The organism is Metabacillus litoralis, assembly GCF_020524045.1.
Lineage (GTDB): Bacteria > Bacillota > Bacilli > Bacillales > Bacillaceae > Metabacillus > Metabacillus litoralis_C.
In genome coordinates this window covers 1-18,955 of record NZ_JAIVKL010000008.1, presented here as the reverse complement: position 1 = coordinate 18,955, position 18,955 = coordinate 1, and the positions used below count along the sequence as shown (strand labels likewise).

Below are 18,955 nucleotides of genomic sequence, written 5' to 3'. Positions count from 1 at the left end.
ACTCTCTTATTAAATACTTTCAACCATCTTGTTTATTATGTCTTCTGTAATAAAAGTTCTTCTAGTAACTTTCGCACCCTATGTAATTCCTCTCCATTAACATTTGCGATATTCTTGAAATATACATAAAGAATGTATCCGTTTTTTTATCTGACCATGAATAAAAAAACTGATGCAATGATAAAAATTATACCCAAAATAAAAAACCAGAAAGAATATTTATGTTTCTTAGTTCTTTCTGCATTTGTTTCAGTTTCAAAATTCATTCGTTGCTGTTCAAAACTTGAACCTACACCACTAATAATTCCTGCAATTATTAGAAACGTCACACCAACTAAAAAAGTATATCCTTCCAAAATACCACTCCTTATATATTGAATTTATTAGTAAATAATTTCAAAAATTTCAATCCATTTCCTTTATTATACAATTATAAATAAATCAATTATAAATGAATAACATATTTGGTAAATTCTTTATATTTACCTATCGTATAAGAGTGCAGCATTATAAATATAGTGAGTCATATTTTTCGGAAAATAGGTACATATAAGTCGACTAATTCATTGTCTTTTTCTTCATCAATGGTTCTATTAACTGTAATAACGGAGTCCATTTTCTCTTTTTCTTCACTACTTATAAAATAAGAAGGATTTTGGAGAAATTTATGTGTCATAGCAGAAGAAAATTTATCAACACGAAATAAGCTATATTGTAGTAAATCCCAAGCAGAAGATTCGTCTCCCATATGTATGGTTTAAATAGAAAATAAATAGGAATGAGTGTTTTTATTTTTTTCGTTTACAATTCTCCAAAGTCTGAAATGTCGTTTTAAAATCTAGAGGATTTGAGGATTTAAATATAAAACGGTTAGTTACTTAGACATCGAAATAGGTTCATATTCAGTGTGCTTTTTTATAAAGATATAAATATAAGACACTGTTAAACTTTATGGTTGAAGTATGATATAAAATTCGAGCAACCCTTGATAAAGTTTCCCAGTACCTATTTAAGCACCTGTTAATATATGCTCTAAATATACAATCCCCATAAAAATTAGCCAGACTGTTAATGGAATTGCTAAACTCTTAATGGCTTGTAACGGTTTATAATCTATATTTATCCTTTGTAGGACTCTATCGGTAATAAAGAACAATATAGAAGCACCTAAACTATAAAATAGTAATATAAGACCAAAAAGAGCGTGCAAAATACCTGAGAAAATTATTTCTGATTTTCCATTTTTCACTTTTGTTGAAATAAATTGACTGACTCTATCACTAATGACAGAGGTTAACACTCCATAAATTAGTATCGCTGGGAAACTATACATCAAATAAAGAGGAGTGGTTAATACAACCTCAAATAAATAATTTGGTATTGATGAAATCGTTCCACCAAATGGATTTGGCACGATTAGACCTAACAAAATAGCAAACATTGAACCAGAGACAGATGCAGAAATAATTTTTCTTGATATTATTTTGTTCACCTCCATATTCAGCCTATATATATAGATTTCTCTTCTTGAACTCGATCTTTTATATTTCACATACTAAACCCTTTCATTACAAGTTCCATTTCTTCTTAAACAAACCTGCTGCTATTGTTCAGTGATCGAAGTAGAATAATAAAAGAAGGTGAATTAGTTCACTTCCTTCTAAAAAACATCTTTAAATTTAGCTATTGTTTTCTCTGCTGATAACGTTTCTTTTGATTGTTCATCATAGTATGTATAGATAATCTTATCGCGATTGTTCAACTTATAATGTGCAGTCAAGAAATTAATTCTAGAAATAACTTCAATAAGATTTAAAGGTTTTGCTGAAGTAATCTTGTTTCCATCTTGAATTAAAGAAACTTCAAAATAATTCATTTTACTATTTTTTGTATAGTCTTGTATCAAGATTATAAATCCCAAAAAAACACCTCTATTTCTACACTCTTCCCTTTACATAATAACATATAATGGAATTAGACCCAGAGTACTTATTCTATAAAACTTCATCATCATTTAATATTGACTTCCTTTTCATTTGCAAGAATGTGTCTCCTTGTTAAAGGAACGCAACCTTTAGCACAACAATACTACATATCAAATCAATAATCCCTTTCAACTTTGCAGACTCGAACATTATAATTTTTATACCATTCTTCTTTACCCTTTTCTTGTGCTACCTTATGTGCTGAATTTTCTTTCCACTTTTTAATGTCATCTAAAGTCTCCCAATATGAAACAGTAATGCCTAACTCACTATCTCTTGCACTCTCAACACCTAAAAATCCTTTTTGTTTTGAAGCCAATTCTTCCATTGCTTGTGCCATTTTTCCATATCCATTGTCACCATCAGTTCGCTGTGAAGTAAATATGACTGCATAATATGGTGGTTGTTGTTTTTTCTCATTACTGTTCATTTATAAATCCCCCCAATTAGTAATATAAAAGTACTGTCCCCCTGTGACAAAAGTCTTCTCCAATTAACCTGCCCCGTTACTTCTACAAGAAGAAGCGATAACCCTTTATTGAGCAATCGCACCCGTTAGCTTAACAAACTAATCAATATCATCTATTTTTATCCCTTCTTCATCTATCTGGAAACTACCTCCACCGAAACTCCAGCCCTTACTTTCGATAAACTCAATAAATTCATCCAAAAACTGATTATGTCCTATATCTTCACCGTCACTTGCATAAATAGAACCCTCTATTTGAACTCCAACTGGTTTCTTCATTATGAAGACCTCCAACAAGTTTATTTAACTTTATATTAGCATTTCTTGTTCAACTAACCTGCTCCGTTAGTTGAATAAGAAAAAGATATTATCATTAAAAATCAAACGGAAACAATACCACAACGAATTAACAGTCAATTGTAAACCAGCCCGTCTCTTTTGGGAAATCTTCTCTTGAAAGTTTATCGCCAGTGATAAACTGCCTATATGAAGTTATTGTTCCATCGTGAGATACAATATAGATCTTCTCCTTACCTAGTTTTCTGCACCTTTTCAAAAACATTTCAGCAATGGAATTAAACTTTTTTTCTGGAATCGTATTAATACCCTTATTCCATAATTCCAAGGACAAATCTTCAACCAAATGGAAATCTGCAAATTCGAGTTGTATCTTATCCCTTGTTAAAATCACATTACAAGGTAGGGTTGAAGATCTCTCTTTTTTTTGAGGAAAGATTCTTGGGGATACCAATGGGGTTACTATTTTTCGACACCTTACACCCTCGCTCCATATTATTGCAGTCTGTATTGTCCTTCTTATTGGACTAACCATTAATACATCGTCTACTGATAAGGGGAATTGATTTCTAAGCATTTTAGCTTGTTCCATGCCATTTTGAGTTAATGAAGGATCAGGATGATTTAAGCTGTTTGGCAAATTCAATGTATGCTCTCCTTGTCCATGCCTTATAAAGATAAACTGCAATTCTGCTCCTCCTTTGATTTTTAATCTTACATAACCAAAATCTATACTTTTAAACTGGAATGTACCTATTGAAAAAAAAACTGTTCTTTATGAAATCTCGCACCACGTCAGTTCAATAAAAAATTATTACAAATTGTTAAATCGTTTCTTCCATTTAGTAATTTTTTTCGTGGGAACACATAGCTAATATACATTTATCATTATGATGAAAAATTAAATCTTTTGGTATTTCAACATAGGTAAGATGCTCATCTTCAATCTCCATCAATCGTCTATCTGCAACAAAATCAAAGCGTTTGTAATTCCATAAGAGTAAGTCTTTTATTGCTTATAACATTGCCCGCTACAATTTAATGAACCATTTACATATCAATCACACCTCCACAGAGCATCTTTAAATTTATTATTTTAGCCATGGCAAAAAAACAATAATAACAAAAGTCATAGTGAGTAATTATAGATGGCAAATTACCACTTCATTATCCCACCTAAATAATACCATAATTCAACCCAGGTTATTCCAGTAAGCTTCTCTAGTTTAATTTAATTTTCCTTCGTGAAGACATAAAAAAAGCACCCCTTGTTGAAGGAATGCACTCATCCGTAAAATTAAAACGTTTAATTATTTTTTCTTCCTTTAACCTTTCTAATTTCACTAAAGTAATTCCAACTATAAAAAACTACCCAAAAAACTAACCCTAAAAGTATTGTAAATGGTTTAAGATTTTGAGGTAAATAAATGAGTAGTATAATTCCAATAAATAGGAATGGTAGAAGTAATATCCAATAACGCTTGTCTTTAAATTCTTTAAACATATGTATCGACCTTATTATTTAATTTTTTTGAACTTTACTGTCCGTTAATCAAAAGTGACTATTCTTCATGAACACTCACACCTGTTACTTGAAGTACATATATTCGCAAGCTACTCGTTATTAGGGCATTATCATTAAATTACAAAATAGGACACAGTTCTATATCAAACGGGGTTGATAGTAAGTAGCTGTCTTAAATAGAGATATTTAGGAATTCTTGATGACCATAAAGAAAAAATTGTAAGCATTAGTATACAAATTATATAAAGATTAATAAACAAAATAGTCCAATGTAAACACCATATTTGACAGGTAATTTGTTTTTCTCCTTCTTAAAAGTCCTTTTTTTAATATCCGAACTAAAAACAAAAAGTAAAGATATTACGAGAGAAAAAGTAACTATTTCCTTAATCGAAAACATTTTACTTATTATTCCTAAAAGAAGCACGCCTCCTAATAAAAATCCAATAAAATTTGGAATGAATTCTGGTTTAAACTTAAAAAGCTTCATAAGTATCCCCTTTAACGTTGTCTATCTATAATCTTTAACTAAATACAGTTAATATCTACGTATTTATCTTACCATAAATAGCCAATCACTCTAGAAGTAAACTACTACTTTACTCAATAAAAAGTACGATCTCTTTCTTGAAGATACGCAGCTTTTAATCATGAAAAACTATTTTTTCCTGATATTTCGATATAGTAAGTAAAATATTGCTATACCAACTAAAACAACTGTACTAACGAGTATGTAAGAATTATCATTCTGACCATTATCAACTGTTTTAAGATGTGTTTCACTCGTTTGATTTGTTTGTGATTTTATAAAATCTTCGAAAAAAATGCTTCTTTCATCATTTGGGTCCTTAACCCTCCCATTGTAAACTTGAATCATACCGTACGAACCTCCTACTGGAATTAGGAAATCTGCATCTTTACTTTTTTCTAAAAATAAGAGGAATTCACCACCTTCATTTTGAAATTCCTCTGCCCATCCTACATCATTAAAATCAATACCTGTTCTTAATTGTTTAGAAATATCTCCTTTATAAACATCTATAACGTTGAATGATAAACCTTGAAAAACAAAATCACTTGGTTTCGGCTTGCTTGAAAAGTCATATTTACCAGTAACAATAACTTCAGCTCTATCAACAACTTCTTCTGGTTTTAATTCAACCCAACTTGTTGCTGAAACTGAAATGTTAATTATCATTATTGATAAAAAGAAACTGGTAAATAAAAATATGTAAGAGAATTTTCTCATCTCATTGTTAACCCCCTTTTTATTGATAGACGATTAATGGATAAGAAAAGTTTCTTACTACCCTTATTATAAACTAACCTAATCCATAATAAAAAAGCCAGTGTTCTTATAACACTCGCCACCGTTAGCTTTATTTTGACTAAACTACTTCACCACATGTTCCCTATTAAGCGAATGATCATTCTTGGTATAAACATTAAGATATTCCAAACCACTTCAAATATAAATTCAATTAGGGTATCTTTAAAAAAACCTTCTCTATTTCTTTTTTTATTATTCATCTTCTTACTCCTAATTAATCGTTGTTTAACTATTTTAACTGGGAATAACCATTTCAAACACCGAACCTAAAGTAAAAGAAATTGAAGTTAAATTAATCTTTTAATCATTAATCCAATTTTCACACTAAAAAGGTATATTCTAACATTTGCAAACCATTAACAAATTCCCATCAGGATCTTTAAAATTAAACCAATGTCGTCCTCGATATCGGTAACAAAATCAACATTATGTTGTTTGAGAGAGTGATAAGCCTTATGTATATCGTCAGTGTTGAAATGGAATGCCGGATTTTTATATAGAGATTCTTTATGATATATCTTACTGTCTAAAACAAGGTTGTCACACCTTTTCTAAATATTTAATCCACCAAATCACAGTAAATTGTTTTGGATATGTAAAACCTATTTTATTTATGCCTAACTTTTTAAACCAATCTATCCTGATAAATAAATGAGCATTTCTATAATAACTAAACTGCTTCATCACTGATTCCTCTTTAAATTTTAACATTAATTTCCTTTTTTTTGTATTCAATAATCTCAATAAATTACCCATTTGAGAATTTTACTTCAACTCTCTTGAATGGATGTCGAAGTGTTGGAGTAGGTGTTAAAGCACTTGAAAACATTGTGGATGCTATTGTAAGTTGGATTTGTGCATTTTAAGGATTGATTTCACTTGAACTTTTTAAATAAACAATTGTATAAATTTACCATGTTTATAGTGAAGATTTAGTGAATGACATTGAGGAGTATGGTTCGTGTTGTTTATATAGGAAGGTAAAATCTATACTCAGCTAAACTTGCATAGGAAAGAAAAGACCGACTAAATAAGTCGGTCTCATTTTTGTATATTATTCAGGCATTTTTATATCTGAAGACTTCTTAGTAGGTGCGAACCAACCCAAAAGGGCAATTGCGATCAATACACCATAAAAAACAAGACTCCAACCTGTGCTGTGTGGGAAATGATGATCTAGAACACCAATATCCTCATGAGCTAATGTAATAACGGCTAGTTTGACACCAACCCACGCTACGATCGCATAAGCTGTTGTTTCCAACGCTGGACGCTTGGCCAATAGAGCCACAAACCAAGTTGCAGCGAATTTGATCAAGATTAATCCTGCAATACCACCTAAAACGACAACAAGAAACTTACCACCGTCCATACCGCCGAAATCATCTAATGGTGAATCCGGTAAACCTAAAGCAAGAGCAACCGCAGCTAAAATAGAATCAATCGCAAAGGCCAAATCTGCTAAAGCGATCTTACCAACAGTTGGCCAAAATCCTTTTCCTTTAGCTTCTTCCTTTAAGTCTTCGCGGATATTTTCATTTTCTTTTCCGAACTTAGCTTTAATCACATGCTTCAGTCCAAGATACAGAAGATAAGCAGCACCTATTGCTTGTATTTGCCACACATTTGCAATAAAAGAAATCGCAAACAGTGCACCAAATCGAAAGACAAAGGCCATAATAATTCCATAATTGATAGCTCTCTTTTTTTGCTCCTCAGGTAAATCTTTCGCTATAACTGCTAGTACAAGAGCGTTGTCTGCTGATAATAATCCTTCTAAACCAATTAAAATCAACAACGCCCAACCATATTCAATCCAAATTGAATCCATTTGCCTTTCCCCCCAAAAAATTAAAAATGATTCCCTAACAATAGATTCTACTTCATTTGACAAATTACGCCTAGAGAATTTTGGATATTTCTCACACTAATACTTAAAATCTTTCTATTTTTTCCTTTTTCTGATAACTTTAGCAAAGCAAAAAAAGCTAATAACACCCGTTATAAGCTTTTTTATCTACATATATGAAATCTTTTCACTACATTTGTTTTTCTTATAAATTTTCGATTATTATAATCCTCTACTTTTCATACCTTCTTGATACTTTCTGAAAAACGATCCTCTTCCTCATCGTTCAATAGATAATTAAATATATGATGCTTGTAATTCTTTAGATACTTAACTCTGATAATTTATTTTTTAATCATTAAAGATTCTTCAAGTCAATCTGTACTAATTCTTTTTTTCGTTTCTTTTTTAAATACTCTCTACCATTAATCCAAATACTGAATAGAACTGCAAGGCCTCCAATAGCCACTATTATAAGTTTAAATATACTAAAATCCTCATAATTATTAGGTATCCAATAGACCATAAAAATCAGATATAGAAAAGGAATTATTGCACCCCATATAGCTTTCTCTCTTCTTGAAAGTAAAAATTGAATAACTAAAACAACGATGGCAATTGACCACCCATAAACTTGTTCCATTTATTTATCATCCTTTTCAGATTTATACTTTTCAATAATAACTTTTGCGACATCAAGACTTACCCTTTCATCAATGACTAGATTTTTAATCATATTAATGAACTCAACATCTTCCTTCTTGCTGTTTAATTCGACTTTCTTAATCAACTTATCAAGCTTTGCTCTAACTGTTGGATAAGAAACTCCATAAATTTTAGCAACTTCTTTAAGTGAACCAGAATTCAGTATAAATTTCCTAATGAATTCAAGTGACTCCACATCTAACGAAAGAATCCACTCAGGAACATCTTCTCTATTCATTTCAAACCTCCTTTCTATATAAATAATATTAAAGTATAATTTAACTTTATTCAACAAAAAGTTAATTTTATTTATTTTCATTTAAGTATTTGTATAAGAATATTTTCTAAATTCTATAATTTAGGCGTAATCTCAGAAAGAGATCACGCCTGATTTTAGCTTATCACTTTGTTCATTTTTCTGCTCCTTTCTTTAAAAGAACCATACCTTTTGGATCTCCTACTGTCACTGGACCATAAAAAGGATTTTTATTAATGTCCTTTATAAAAAAAATTGTTTCAGCTTGATACATGTTGTCACGGTATTCATAACTGATCACAATATCCCCAACAAACGAAGCAGGTGATATTTGTCCACTTACTCTTACCATAAGTTGATTATCAATAATTTCATAATCAATAATGCTCCCAAATCCTATATCATTGAATAGGTTCTCAGGTTTAATTTGAAAAGGTGTTATATCCACTTCGTCATCCTTATCGCCTATACATATTTTCGCTTCTTTATTTGATAACTCGGTTTTTACATTGTTATTAATGATTGCTAAAGGATGATCAACAATGAGTTCGACAAGTTGATCATCCTGCATTTTAAAAAGATGAACTTCTTCCAACTTCACACCTGAACCATTCCCAGTTGTCAGCGTGATAATTAACTCTTTCTTTTTATCTTTATTCATGTCTAGATAAAAAATTTGTGGAGCGTACGCTAGACTTGTTGTGCTGTTCCAATAAGGTTTTGGATAAATTACGCCTTTGAAATCAATTTTAAATCCTCTGTATAAACCGTCTATTTCCTTACCATAAAGGGTTACATTCTCTTTATTGTTCTGACTCACAATTTCATATCCTTTAATCTCAGCTCTTACATAAGTAGTAGTAAATAAAAGAGCTAAACCTATTATTAAAGTGAAGTATGGTTTCATAGGCAACACCTCTTTTTATTTTTAGTGTTACCTTACTATGTATTCTAAATGTACAAACTGGTTTAGTGTAAAAGCGACTGTTTTTATTGAACAATCGCGAGTATAGATTAATGAAGATCTAAAAACCCCAACGCAGTTTTTAAGGGTTCAATGGAAAAGATTTATTCTATTTCAGCCCAAACATCATAGATAACCTCTGAAAAAATATCAACACTACTGTATATCTCTTCTAAAGAATTTTCAGCGCCACCTATGTTAACAAGAAGTGAGTTTGTAAATAAGTCTTGATTATAATCTTGTTCTGTTTCTTTTGCTCCCTTAATCCAAACACCACTCGTAATCCCTGGATATTTGCTTTCTAGTTCAAGTTGAATTTTTTCAGCTATTTCTAAGTTTCCTTTAAATTTACTACTACGTTCGGAAACGACAAATTCAATTTTCGCGACTTTTTTTCCGTTAATTTTAGTTGTCGTGTACTCTTTCGGTTGTCCATCTCTATGAATATCTATCAGAAGTTTCATCTTAGAATTCTCATCAAGAGCCTTTATTATAATGTCTTTTGCTACTTCATATGAATATGAATAACTTAATCCTTTGTCTTTAAGTATTTGTTGAATATTCGTTTTATCATGAAGGGCAATTATATCTCTCTTTTTCAAGGAATTAGCTAATTTTTGGCCCACCAAAGTTACATTTCTTTCATTATCAGCAGCCATCCTTGGGTCTTCAATGTTCAATAATGGTGTAAAGGATTCAGTGTTATGTGTATGATATATAAATACTTCTGCATTTCCATTTGAAATAGGGGTATTATTTTTATTATGATCAGGTGTTGAAATTTGTTTATCATTAGAAGTAAATGAAGCTTTTACTTGATTTATTGATTCGGCAATATATTCAGTTCCACCAAAAAGAGTTATCCAAGTTACTAATAAGATTGACGCGATAACTCCTGAAAAGTAATAAGAAAACTTTATCTTTTTTTGTCTTTTATTATATTTTTTTGCTTCTTTCATTAAATTTAACTTTGTCTGATGTACAAATTCTTTACGAGGTTCTAGCTCTGGAGAATTTTTGATACGATCAAAGATTTCTTCTTCAGTTCGCATTATTAAATACCTCCTCAGAATTGATATGTAATTTATTTTTTAATACACGTAATGCTCTATAATAATCCACCTTTACCTTTGATTCAGTGCACTCAAGGATTTCAGCTGTTTCCTTTATGGAAAACTCATTGATTCCTCTTAGGATTATTACAGATCTATAACTTGGTTTTAATAAGGAAATAGCATCATACAATTCTTTTCTATCTTCGTTTACTTGAATTTCTTCATAAGGTGATTTTTTCTTTGACGGTATTTGCTTAAAGAAGGTGTCTTTAAATATGGAGGAAAACTTTCTTCTTCTCATTTGGTCTATGGCAGCATGTTTAGCAATGGATATTATCCAGGTTTTATATTTACTTTCGTTATTAAAATTTGAGTAGGATTTTATTACTCTAATAAAAACTTCTTGTGTAAGATCTTCTGCATCATCTTTATTACCAGTAAAACAAATTAAAAACTTATATACATCTAAGTAGTAAAGTTCATAAACTTCTGCAATCCACGTGTCTACTATATTTGTGTTTGACAACAATACCCCCCCCTTAATTAAGTGTTCAATGATTAATCGAATGAGGATCAAAAAAGTTACAGTTTTTAATAATTAAGTAAAAAGATTTTTCAATTTAAAACTTTAATTTATATCACATTTTTACTTTTAAGATTAAAATCATTAAACCGAATATTAGAATTAAATATTAAATGGATAATCTACCCTTAAGTAAATTCCTTTTTAAGTTGAATTAAGATTCAATATAAATGGTTATTTAACCTAAAAAGGAACGTCGATTGACGATCCTTTTTCTAGGGGTTTGGAAAGATTTACTTGAACAAAAGCTTGCTTTTAGCTGAATCACTTATCTTTGATTTTCTGAGAAATACAAAATAAGATTTCCTATATCGAAAATTATTTTTCACATAATAAGGAATTAGTTCATTTACACACATCATGCTAATCACATCAATATAAGATCGTTCATCTAACAAAGATTACACCATGATCGAACTAAAAGCTATTTTTGAAATTCTGAATGTATGACAACATCTTCAATTAAACTTTAAAATGAATTAGGCTTCTTCAACAATCTTGGTCAGTTAGTAAAAAGTGGCTTTTCTAATTGAAAAATCGCATCTGTTAGTAAAAGAGTAAGTTTTAACTTATGAACAATACAAAAATGTTTTATCCAGCTAATTTAAATTACTAAGATCAAAATGTGCGACTTCTTCACCTTCAATAGAAACAATTAAACTCGCTTCCATAGCATTTCCCTTCAATATTTCTAATTGTTCTGCTGAAGGTAAAACTCTTATTTCAGGATGATCTTTATTCGCACCCAAAATAAAATCTAAAGTATATGTTCCTTCTTGATTTGGTTCAATAATTGGTACACCCGTAACCCCTGTACCTAGCTCTGAATTATGCCTTCCTTCTTCATCAAAATTGAAAATATTTACTCCCATTATTTCTTCAGAAACGGCTTTCAATTTTTCATTTGGTTCAATATGTACTTTTATTCCATCGTCATAATCAAATGTCTGTTTATTTAGGTTTTCAGCACTTCCGAGTCTTTTTTTACCAATATTCTTAAAAATAAAATTATAACTTAATGCAGTAGGTACTATGATTTCACCATTCTTTTCTCCTGAAGTAATACCAATTCCTCCAAGTCTTTCTTCCTCATTACTAAAATCAACTGATGAGCTAACTAACTCTATTGAAGGTTTACTTACACACCCTGAAAAAAGCAATAGCATTATTAGAATACTAATGAAAAGTCTCATCAAATCCCCCTAATAAATGTATTTAGATTTTAATTTTATCATTCATTTCTAATTTCTTTGAACAAAGCTCCCATTTACTTTACGATTAAATTCCTATTCGCCATGAACCGCCTGTTTAAGGGTAAAATTGCTATCTTAAAAAAGTATAAAACGAAATAAAAAATATAAATGCAGATGCAAGGTACGATATAACAGCATTTTTCTTTCGTTTTGCTTTCATTTCAAAAACAGCAATCGCAAGGAACATTGCTGCTAAAAATAATAACATATATGGTGAAAAATCATTGATTCCTGTAACTAAAGCCCAAAATGATATACTTAGTGCAAGAGCAGCAATCACTATTCTCAAAACTAGTAACAAATTGTCATCTCCCATATAAATAGAAAATATGAACCTATTTTTTAAGATCTGATGAATACTCCCGCTCTTGCGTTTAACATTAACTTCCTTTTACACCATAGAAAAAAAGCACCCCTTTTTCAATGAATGTACACGATAATTGAATAAAAGGTTACTTTGATTTTGATTTCTCTCCATTCTTTAAAATAAATATTTCTCTAATAAATGCACCTATAATTAGTGAAATACCAATTACTGCTACAAGATTTATTACTCTAACAATTAACAAGGGTGAGGTTATAACTAAAAAACTCTCACTTATCAGAATAAAAGTAAAAAGAACACAAAATAGAATTAATTTAGTTGGTGTATTCCTATTATCTTTCCCCATATGAATCCCCTTCAAGAATATCGACAATACTTCAACTTTAAGTTGAATACTTTCATTCTTAAGAATCTAAAGCATCGGCATTCTTTCATATAAACCACGTAAAAATTAAGACCATGATATTAACTGCATACCCTTTCATATTTACATAATTAAAAACATGACTACATTAATAATTACTAGAGTTAAAACTAATCCAAGAGCGATTTTTTTAAAAGTGAAAGTTATAGATCCTTTTTTCACTCCATTAAAAATTAATATAAATATAATAAGTGAAACTAATAGGATAGTGAAATTCATTCTATATCTCCTCTGTTGATGTAAATATGAATATTTTACCATAAACCTTTATTTATTTTTCACTTTTTATTCACTAGAATTCAACTGAAAAATATATACCAATTTTAAATAGTTTTATACATTCATTGATGTTAATTGGTATCTTAGTGTTTAGTGTTGGGATAGTTACCTTAATAAAAAATGAAAAAATTAATAGGTGTAAGTCTTCAATAAGAACAGTTGTTTATGCACTAGCGAGGTTTTGATAAACGATATTAGCTAAGTTATAACCTCCCCTCGTTAGCCAAATAAGAGTTATTAGTTATTAGTTTTTCTTTCTACATTGTATAAGACTTTCTTTTTCAGAAATGCCTTTTTCAACTCTAACTTTATTGATTTTAACACCTTTTTCTGGAGTATCAGTCAAAATGATATAAATTCTATCATAAGGAACATCGCCATGATGTCCATCATAATTTAATGCACTTATGTGAGCGATATGTCTACGTATATCGCCTTCTATTCTTTCGATTTTATCTATTTTGGGACACATAATAAACTCTGAATAGTTTTTATTGAGATAAGAATGATACCTTTCATATAAAGTTTCTTCGAGCAATTCATTTTTGGACACTCCTCGGTTCCACCCTACCAAAAGTAAAACAACTAACACCATAACTAATATGACTGTTTTTTTCATGAATTATTAACACCTCTGAATAGAATTGTTATAGGTATTTTCCCATCCAGATTAAATTAAATACTCATAAAAAAGATAAAATTTCTAACCAAAATTCCTATCTAAAAACAAGAGTAAATAACTACCTGCACAAAGATAAATTGCAACTTGGGTTGATATATAGACTGTACGCTCAAGTAAAGTTAGTTTTCTTTCCCTCTTCATTTTTTTAAAGTGATTGTAATAAAAGAATGAACATAGCAGTAGTATGATTGCCGTTATTTGAAATACATTTTCTAATAAACTAATCAAAGAATCATCTCCTCAATTAAACTGCGGCATAATAACAACAATTCAGAAGAGATTCAACCTCTTCTTGATTGTAACTTGCAGAATCAGCCCCAATATTATCTATTTCATACTTATTAATTCTTGAACCAAATCCCTATTATTCACGAATATCTTCACACCCTTATATCATCACTTGTTAAACTTAAACGAAACTACTCAGTTAGTCAGAATTTAATTTAATTCAAGCAATCTACTGTGTATTTATTTTTTACCGCTTATAAATAATTTTTGAGACATTAAATAAGCAAAAACTGCGATTAATAAAGTAGCTAAAAATGGTTTAAATGAAGTCTGTCCTAACACTACCTCTTTACTTATATTATTGTTAATTGACGTTAAATCTGGAGTATATAGAGCTGTTAAAAGCAAACCTGATAATATTTGAAATACCATATACATCAAAACAAAACTTACTATAAAACAATATATTTCTTCAAATCTTCTCACTTCCTTTTACTTATCTACGAAACAATTATGAAGGAAGTTTCACATTATACCTATCTTTTACAATTTTACTACGTTAAATGAAAAAGCGACTGTTCTTATTAAGAACACTCACTATAAGGTAATTCACTATCACATTATTTACTTTTGCACAGTTAGTGTTCAAAAGATTTATTCAGAAATTCTGCATCGTTAGTCAATAACAAAAGTAGTTTCGATTACAACACCTCTCACTTAAAACAAGCAAGTGTTCGTTAATTTAATTAAACAACTTCACATTCTATGCTTTTGACTGCTTGATTTTTTTCCATTGGAAAGTCATTTCAACTACAGAGATGAACAAAGCTATCCATAAGAAGCCATTATTCAATGAAACGCCTGAAGAAGATTTCCCTCCTAATGCAGTAAACAACCCTATTATGAAAACGAAATAAGCAGTAGAAATGATTTGCCATTGCAGTATTTCTTTACTTTCCACATTTCTATATCTTTTAAAAAGCAGACTAAATAAAAATAATCCAATAATTAATACTATGACAACTATTTTTGGAATGAGGTTTGTCCAAGCATTATTTGGAAAATAGTCATAAATAAATAACAATGTAATTGCGAAAAGAATCACAATATCCATAGTTTTTAAACTTTTCATAAAATTTCCCCTGACGTCTGCTGCTTTTTTTCTAAAATTGGAGATACGTGTAGAATTAATGATAATTATTTATTTCCATCTTTATCGTTTTCCATTAAGTGCAAGGTATCCATTTTCCAAATTCCCTTTTCCTTTTTTAATCCATAAACGATTGTTGATACATTAGATCCTAAGTTTACGGTCATTTCGACCACGACTTCATTTTCATTTTTATGATCTTCTTTAACTTTAATAGAATTGTAGTACCTGTAATAGATTGTGCTATCTTGCCATTTTAGATGAAGACCATTTTTATAATAATTCTCTCTAAAAGTTGATAAGTCAGGTAAAGTACCATCATCATATGTTAATGAATAAATTGCTTCTACATCATCAATAACGATTAAGTGGTAATAAATCAACAGAATCTTTTCAGGTGATAAACCTAATAGATGTTGTGCATCTTTATCTTGAACAAATTGTTCGTAGGCTTCTAACTCCTCTTTTGTAAAATCCTTTATATAAGAAAACTCTTTATTCTGTTCTTCGATAATCTTTCGTTGTTCTTTGTTGATTTCTTCTAAGTCGACAATTTTAGCTTCTAATTCTTTCAATTGTTTCTGTTGTTCTTCTATTTTTATAGTATCATCACTATTACAACCAGCCATTAACAGGATAAATACCATCATAAAAATACTCGTTCCTTGTTTCATTAGCTTCCTCCTTACTACAACCAAAATTTCCTCTAGTTAAATATCTCTGCTCTATTAATTTTTTAAAACAGTACCTATACCTTGAATATAGATAACCCAATTATACTTTAAGTTGCCAGATTTTAATTAGATCCCCTTCAATAAATTTTAAAAAATAAATCATATACTCTCTAGTAAATGCTTTTTATCTTAATTTGACAAAAATGCAGAAAAAGGGTTCAAAAAGCCTCCTAGAAAAGTTATATCCAGTAACATAAATCAACGACAAATGATAATAAAGCCATGATGAAAAATGCTAGGAATGTAAATGACGTGCCATTCTAGACCCTCTCTTAAAAAAATTGGTAATGTGCATTTAATTCTATTTTAAGGAAAATATATTACTGAGAAAATATTTGAAAGAAGTGAAAATATGAAAGCTTTAATCTTAGGTATCGTTTTTTGTTTTTTATTATCAGGAGGTATTAATGATAATGTGACTACTTATGACGGATTTACTAAGCTACCGAAAATAATTGATACTAAAGATCAAGCCGGTAGAGATGTTCCTGTTAAAATTAATCTTACAGTTAGAGAAAAAAAGGGAAAGGTTTTAGAATTTGACTCTAATGTCTCATTACTTAAAGATATTGAAAATTTAAAAGGAAGTACTTCTCCTTATATTAGGATAACTAATTTAGAAAATGGTAAAGTTATTTATTCAGATTTTAACGGTATAAATCAAAATAATAAACGGGAAATAAGGGTAAAAGAGATGTATTCTTCGAACAAATCAATAAAGTTAGATTCAGGTAAATATGAAGTTTATTACGAATATGAAATGAAGATTAAAACAAATAAAAGTGATCCTTTATTCGGCTATGAAAAAAGTGGAGGTTTTCCAATAGAAATAAAATAGAGTAAAGACTATTTAAGGTCTTTTCTTTATTTTTTAATCATAGTAATTTTATTAGTTGAGTAAGGTTTAAATTTTTGGCTATGTTAAAGCTTAAGGTTGATTATTAGCACTTGGTTGATTGGAGTGAAAGGCATGAGACTCCTGCGGGAGAAGCGTGTCGAAGGGAGACCCCACAGGCGCTTGCGCCGAGGAGGCTTCCGGACCGCCCGCGGAAAGCGAATGCCTGTAACGGAAATCAACCACAAAGTTTAACAGAGCCAAATTTTTTTAATTGATCTTCACTAGTATTAGGTTCATTAAATGGTTTTGGTATTAAACAAGTGATTATATTATTTGAATTATCTTCTAGTTTGAAATTAATAGGAATTTCAACTTTCCCTATATTTTCTACATTAATAAATGGTTTATTCAGATTAACTTGCTTATCATTTTTTAAAATTATTAAAGCATATTCTGAATCTTTTTCTTTATATATAAAGTTGATTTTTCCTATAAAGGATTAGAACTTATTTCTAACATGATTTCTGAAGAAATAGATTCTTTAATTAAATAAGGTTACTCTAATGATACATTTGAATCTGAGGCTTTGATATTATGAAATATTGGATTATTTTCTTGTTTACTATCACCAGAGACAACTCAAAATAATTCCGCCGTTGCTTTATTTTGTAATATACTAGTTTGGTATATTGAAAATATATATTATTTTAAAATTAAGTATACAAGGAGTCTAACCCTTTTTTTGTTATAATAGATGGTCTAAAATATTACTTTCCCAAGGAAATCTATAAACATCTAACCTGTGCTAATTATTCACAGCCATGCGACCAAGGGGACCATCTTCATCAATGATATCCTGAATATCATAAACAGAAATCGGGAACATGGGGAAACCAAAAACATATGGAGTGATTTCATACAGTTGAAAATAAATGACTAGAGTTTTATCAGCAATATAAAAATCTTGATTAGGTTTGATTGTACTGAATTCGTTAAGCAATGGGATATCTCGTTGTTTCATTTGCTTCTTGATGATCTCTGACAGTTTCTTGACATAATCTACACCGGGCTTGAATAAGTCACGTAACTGGCACTGTTTCTCTTTTTCTAAATCAAAGGTTAATGATTGTAAATAGGTCATTCCATGTGCAGCATGGTAGTGGTAGGTATAATTAGAAAGTGTTAAACTTAAAACTTTTCGTTGATTATTTTTGATTTCATAATAGCCTAGCATTTCTTCGACTGTGGTGGGCATATTACCTACTTGCTCGTTAATAAGTTTTTGAGTTTCATAGACAATTGTAGTATTGATTATCTTTTGCAACTGCTGATTTGCAATATTAAGCACTTTTGGATAAAAAACGGTGATTTTAGGTCCACTACTAATCTTTAATGTTTTAATAGTAACTGGTAACGTGATAGGCATTGTCATCCATCCTCTTTTTTACCTCATTCTATGCATCACGTACCTAAAGATATACTCTTAAGAGAGCTTATCCAACTACACTAAATTTAAATTAAAAACCACTGAAAAAGGTCTTTTACCTTCTTCAGTGGTTTTTCATGCAAGATACTAAATGATTTCATCAATGATGCCGTACTCTTTTGCCGCTTCGGCACTCATAAAATAATCACGGTCCGTATCTTGGGCAACCTTTTCAATTGGTTGGCCTGTTCGGTCAGCAATCATTTGATTAATGTGTTTTCGGAGGCTGAGGATGCGTTTGGCGGATATTTCAATATCTGTTGCCTGCCCTTTCGCACCACCTAACGGCTGATGAATCATTATCTCACTGTTTGGCAGAGCATAGCGCTTTCCTTTCGTGCCAGCCAGTATTGAACTACCCGCCACTTAACTGCTCTTTCGAGCTGTTTGAAGTGGGGGATTCCTAAGAACACCAGCGCACCCGCCAGTTATGGTTAGGCTACACCCGCAGTCCCTGCGGTTAGAAGTCTTATCGCTTCATTTTTAAGATTTTGTCCTGCGTTAATATCTCTTTGATGATGGACTCCGCATACACAGG

Annotated in this window: 24 protein-coding genes and 1 pseudogene; 1 reads left to right on the top strand and 24 read right to left on the bottom strand. The window is 30.3% G+C overall.

What is annotated here, in order from left to right; translation table 11 throughout:
• Window positions 1-146 precede the first annotated feature (146 nt).
• The 22 genes from LC076_RS13440 to LC076_RS13330 form a co-directional block, all read right to left on the bottom strand.
• Entirely contained in the window at window positions 147-356 is a 210-nt protein-coding gene (locus LC076_RS13440) for a DUF5316 family protein (RefSeq protein ID WP_226669621.1), read from the bottom strand.
• A gap of 167 nt (window positions 357-523) precedes the next feature.
• On the bottom strand, window positions 524-748 hold the full coding sequence (locus LC076_RS13435) for a hypothetical protein (RefSeq protein WP_226669620.1): 225 nt from the start codon (window positions 746-748) through the stop codon (window positions 524-526).
• Between the two features lie 261 nt (window positions 749-1,009).
• Window positions 1,010-1,498, bottom strand: a complete 489-nt coding sequence (locus LC076_RS13430) for a hypothetical protein (protein ID WP_226669843.1) — start codon at window positions 1,496-1,498, stop codon at window positions 1,010-1,012.
• 162 nt (window positions 1,499-1,660) lie between these two features.
• Window positions 1,661-1,906, bottom strand: a complete 246-nt coding sequence (locus LC076_RS13425; RefSeq protein ID WP_226669619.1) for a hypothetical protein — start codon at window positions 1,904-1,906, stop codon at window positions 1,661-1,663.
• 194 nt (window positions 1,907-2,100) lie between these two features.
• A complete protein-coding gene (locus LC076_RS13420) occupies window positions 2,101-2,415 on the bottom strand; it encodes an antibiotic biosynthesis monooxygenase family protein (RefSeq protein WP_226669618.1) in 315 nt (104 codons plus the stop codon).
• Window positions 2,416-2,553: 138 nt separating this feature from the next.
• Complete coding sequence (locus LC076_RS13415; protein ID WP_226669617.1) at window positions 2,554-2,733, bottom strand: hypothetical protein; 180 nt, start codon at window positions 2,731-2,733, stop codon at window positions 2,554-2,556.
• 127 nt (window positions 2,734-2,860) lie between these two features.
• A complete protein-coding gene (locus LC076_RS13410) occupies window positions 2,861-3,439 on the bottom strand; it encodes a histidine phosphatase family protein (protein ID WP_226669616.1) in 579 nt (192 codons plus the stop codon).
• A 1,495-nt stretch (window positions 3,440-4,934) separates the two neighbouring features.
• Complete coding sequence (locus tag LC076_RS13405) at window positions 4,935-5,525, bottom strand: hypothetical protein (RefSeq protein WP_226669615.1); 591 nt, start codon at window positions 5,523-5,525, stop codon at window positions 4,935-4,937.
• 1,135 nt (window positions 5,526-6,660) lie between these two features.
• Window positions 6,661-7,437: a TerC family protein gene (locus tag LC076_RS13400; protein ID WP_226669614.1), complete on the bottom strand. Its 777-nt coding sequence runs from the start codon at window positions 7,435-7,437 to the stop codon at window positions 6,661-6,663.
• Between the two features lie 376 nt (window positions 7,438-7,813).
• Window positions 7,814-8,098, bottom strand: a complete 285-nt coding sequence (locus LC076_RS13395; protein ID WP_226669613.1) for a hypothetical protein — start codon at window positions 8,096-8,098, stop codon at window positions 7,814-7,816.
• Window positions 8,099-8,398 (bottom strand): DUF2089 family protein, encoded by a 300-nt coding sequence (locus LC076_RS13390; protein WP_413465988.1) that lies wholly within the window; start codon window positions 8,396-8,398, stop codon window positions 8,099-8,101.
• A 172-nt stretch (window positions 8,399-8,570) separates the two neighbouring features.
• Window positions 8,571-9,323, bottom strand: coding sequence for a hypothetical protein (locus LC076_RS13385; RefSeq protein ID WP_226669611.1), 753 nt, complete (start codon window positions 9,321-9,323; stop codon window positions 8,571-8,573).
• A 161-nt stretch (window positions 9,324-9,484) separates the two neighbouring features.
• Window positions 9,485-10,432, bottom strand: a complete 948-nt coding sequence (gene spoIIP, locus LC076_RS13380; RefSeq protein WP_226669610.1) for a stage II sporulation protein P — start codon at window positions 10,430-10,432, stop codon at window positions 9,485-9,487.
• The gene (locus LC076_RS13375; protein WP_226669609.1) at window positions 10,422-10,961 is read right to left on the bottom strand and encodes an RNA polymerase sigma factor; all 540 of its coding nucleotides are present in this window, start codon (window positions 10,959-10,961) and stop codon (window positions 10,422-10,424) included. Before LC076_RS13375 ends, spoIIP begins: the two co-directional genes overlap by 11 nt.
• 656 nt (window positions 10,962-11,617) lie before the next feature.
• A complete protein-coding gene (locus LC076_RS13370) occupies window positions 11,618-12,211 on the bottom strand; it encodes a hypothetical protein (protein ID WP_226669608.1) in 594 nt (197 codons plus the stop codon).
• A 130-nt stretch (window positions 12,212-12,341) separates the two neighbouring features.
• Window positions 12,342-12,572 carry a DUF3953 domain-containing protein gene (locus tag LC076_RS13365; RefSeq protein WP_226669607.1) on the bottom strand — a complete coding sequence of 77 codons (231 nt, stop codon included), beginning with the start codon at window positions 12,570-12,572 and terminating at the stop codon, window positions 12,342-12,344.
• Window positions 12,573-12,723: 151 nt separating this feature from the next.
• Entirely contained in the window at window positions 12,724-12,942 is a 219-nt protein-coding gene (locus tag LC076_RS13360) for a hypothetical protein (protein ID WP_226669606.1), read from the bottom strand.
• 141 nt (window positions 12,943-13,083) lie between these two features.
• Complete coding sequence (locus LC076_RS13355; protein ID WP_226669605.1) at window positions 13,084-13,239, bottom strand: hypothetical protein; 156 nt, start codon at window positions 13,237-13,239, stop codon at window positions 13,084-13,086.
• Window positions 13,240-13,543: 304 nt separating this feature from the next.
• Window positions 13,544-13,918 (bottom strand): hypothetical protein, encoded by a 375-nt coding sequence (locus LC076_RS13350; protein ID WP_226669604.1) that lies wholly within the window; start codon window positions 13,916-13,918, stop codon window positions 13,544-13,546.
• Window positions 13,919-14,449: 531 nt separating this feature from the next.
• Complete coding sequence (locus LC076_RS13340; protein WP_226669602.1) at window positions 14,450-14,647, bottom strand: hypothetical protein; 198 nt, start codon at window positions 14,645-14,647, stop codon at window positions 14,450-14,452.
• Between the two features lie 325 nt (window positions 14,648-14,972).
• Window positions 14,973-15,341 (bottom strand): hypothetical protein, encoded by a 369-nt coding sequence (locus LC076_RS13335; RefSeq protein WP_226669601.1) that lies wholly within the window; start codon window positions 15,339-15,341, stop codon window positions 14,973-14,975.
• Window positions 15,342-15,406: 65 nt separating this feature from the next.
• Window positions 15,407-16,033, bottom strand: coding sequence for a hypothetical protein (locus LC076_RS13330; protein WP_226669600.1), 627 nt, complete (start codon window positions 16,031-16,033; stop codon window positions 15,407-15,409).
• Between the two features lie 412 nt (window positions 16,034-16,445).
• Here LC076_RS13330 and LC076_RS13325 point away from each other — a divergent pair, with 412 nt between their 5' ends.
• Window positions 16,446-16,931 (top strand): hypothetical protein, encoded by a 486-nt coding sequence (locus tag LC076_RS13325; protein WP_226669599.1) that lies wholly within the window; start codon window positions 16,446-16,448, stop codon window positions 16,929-16,931.
• Window positions 16,932-17,736: 805 nt separating this feature from the next.
• On the opposite strand, the gene LC076_RS13320 is transcribed toward LC076_RS13325, so the two are convergent.
• Complete coding sequence (locus LC076_RS13320; protein ID WP_226669598.1) at window positions 17,737-18,357, bottom strand: DUF3298 and DUF4163 domain-containing protein; 621 nt, start codon at window positions 18,355-18,357, stop codon at window positions 17,737-17,739.
• 147 nt (window positions 18,358-18,504) lie between these two features.
• Window positions 18,505-18,768 (bottom strand): annotated as a pseudogene (locus LC076_RS13315) (ATP-dependent Clp protease proteolytic subunit); the annotation flags it as partial.
• Window positions 18,769-18,955 lie beyond the last annotated feature (187 nt).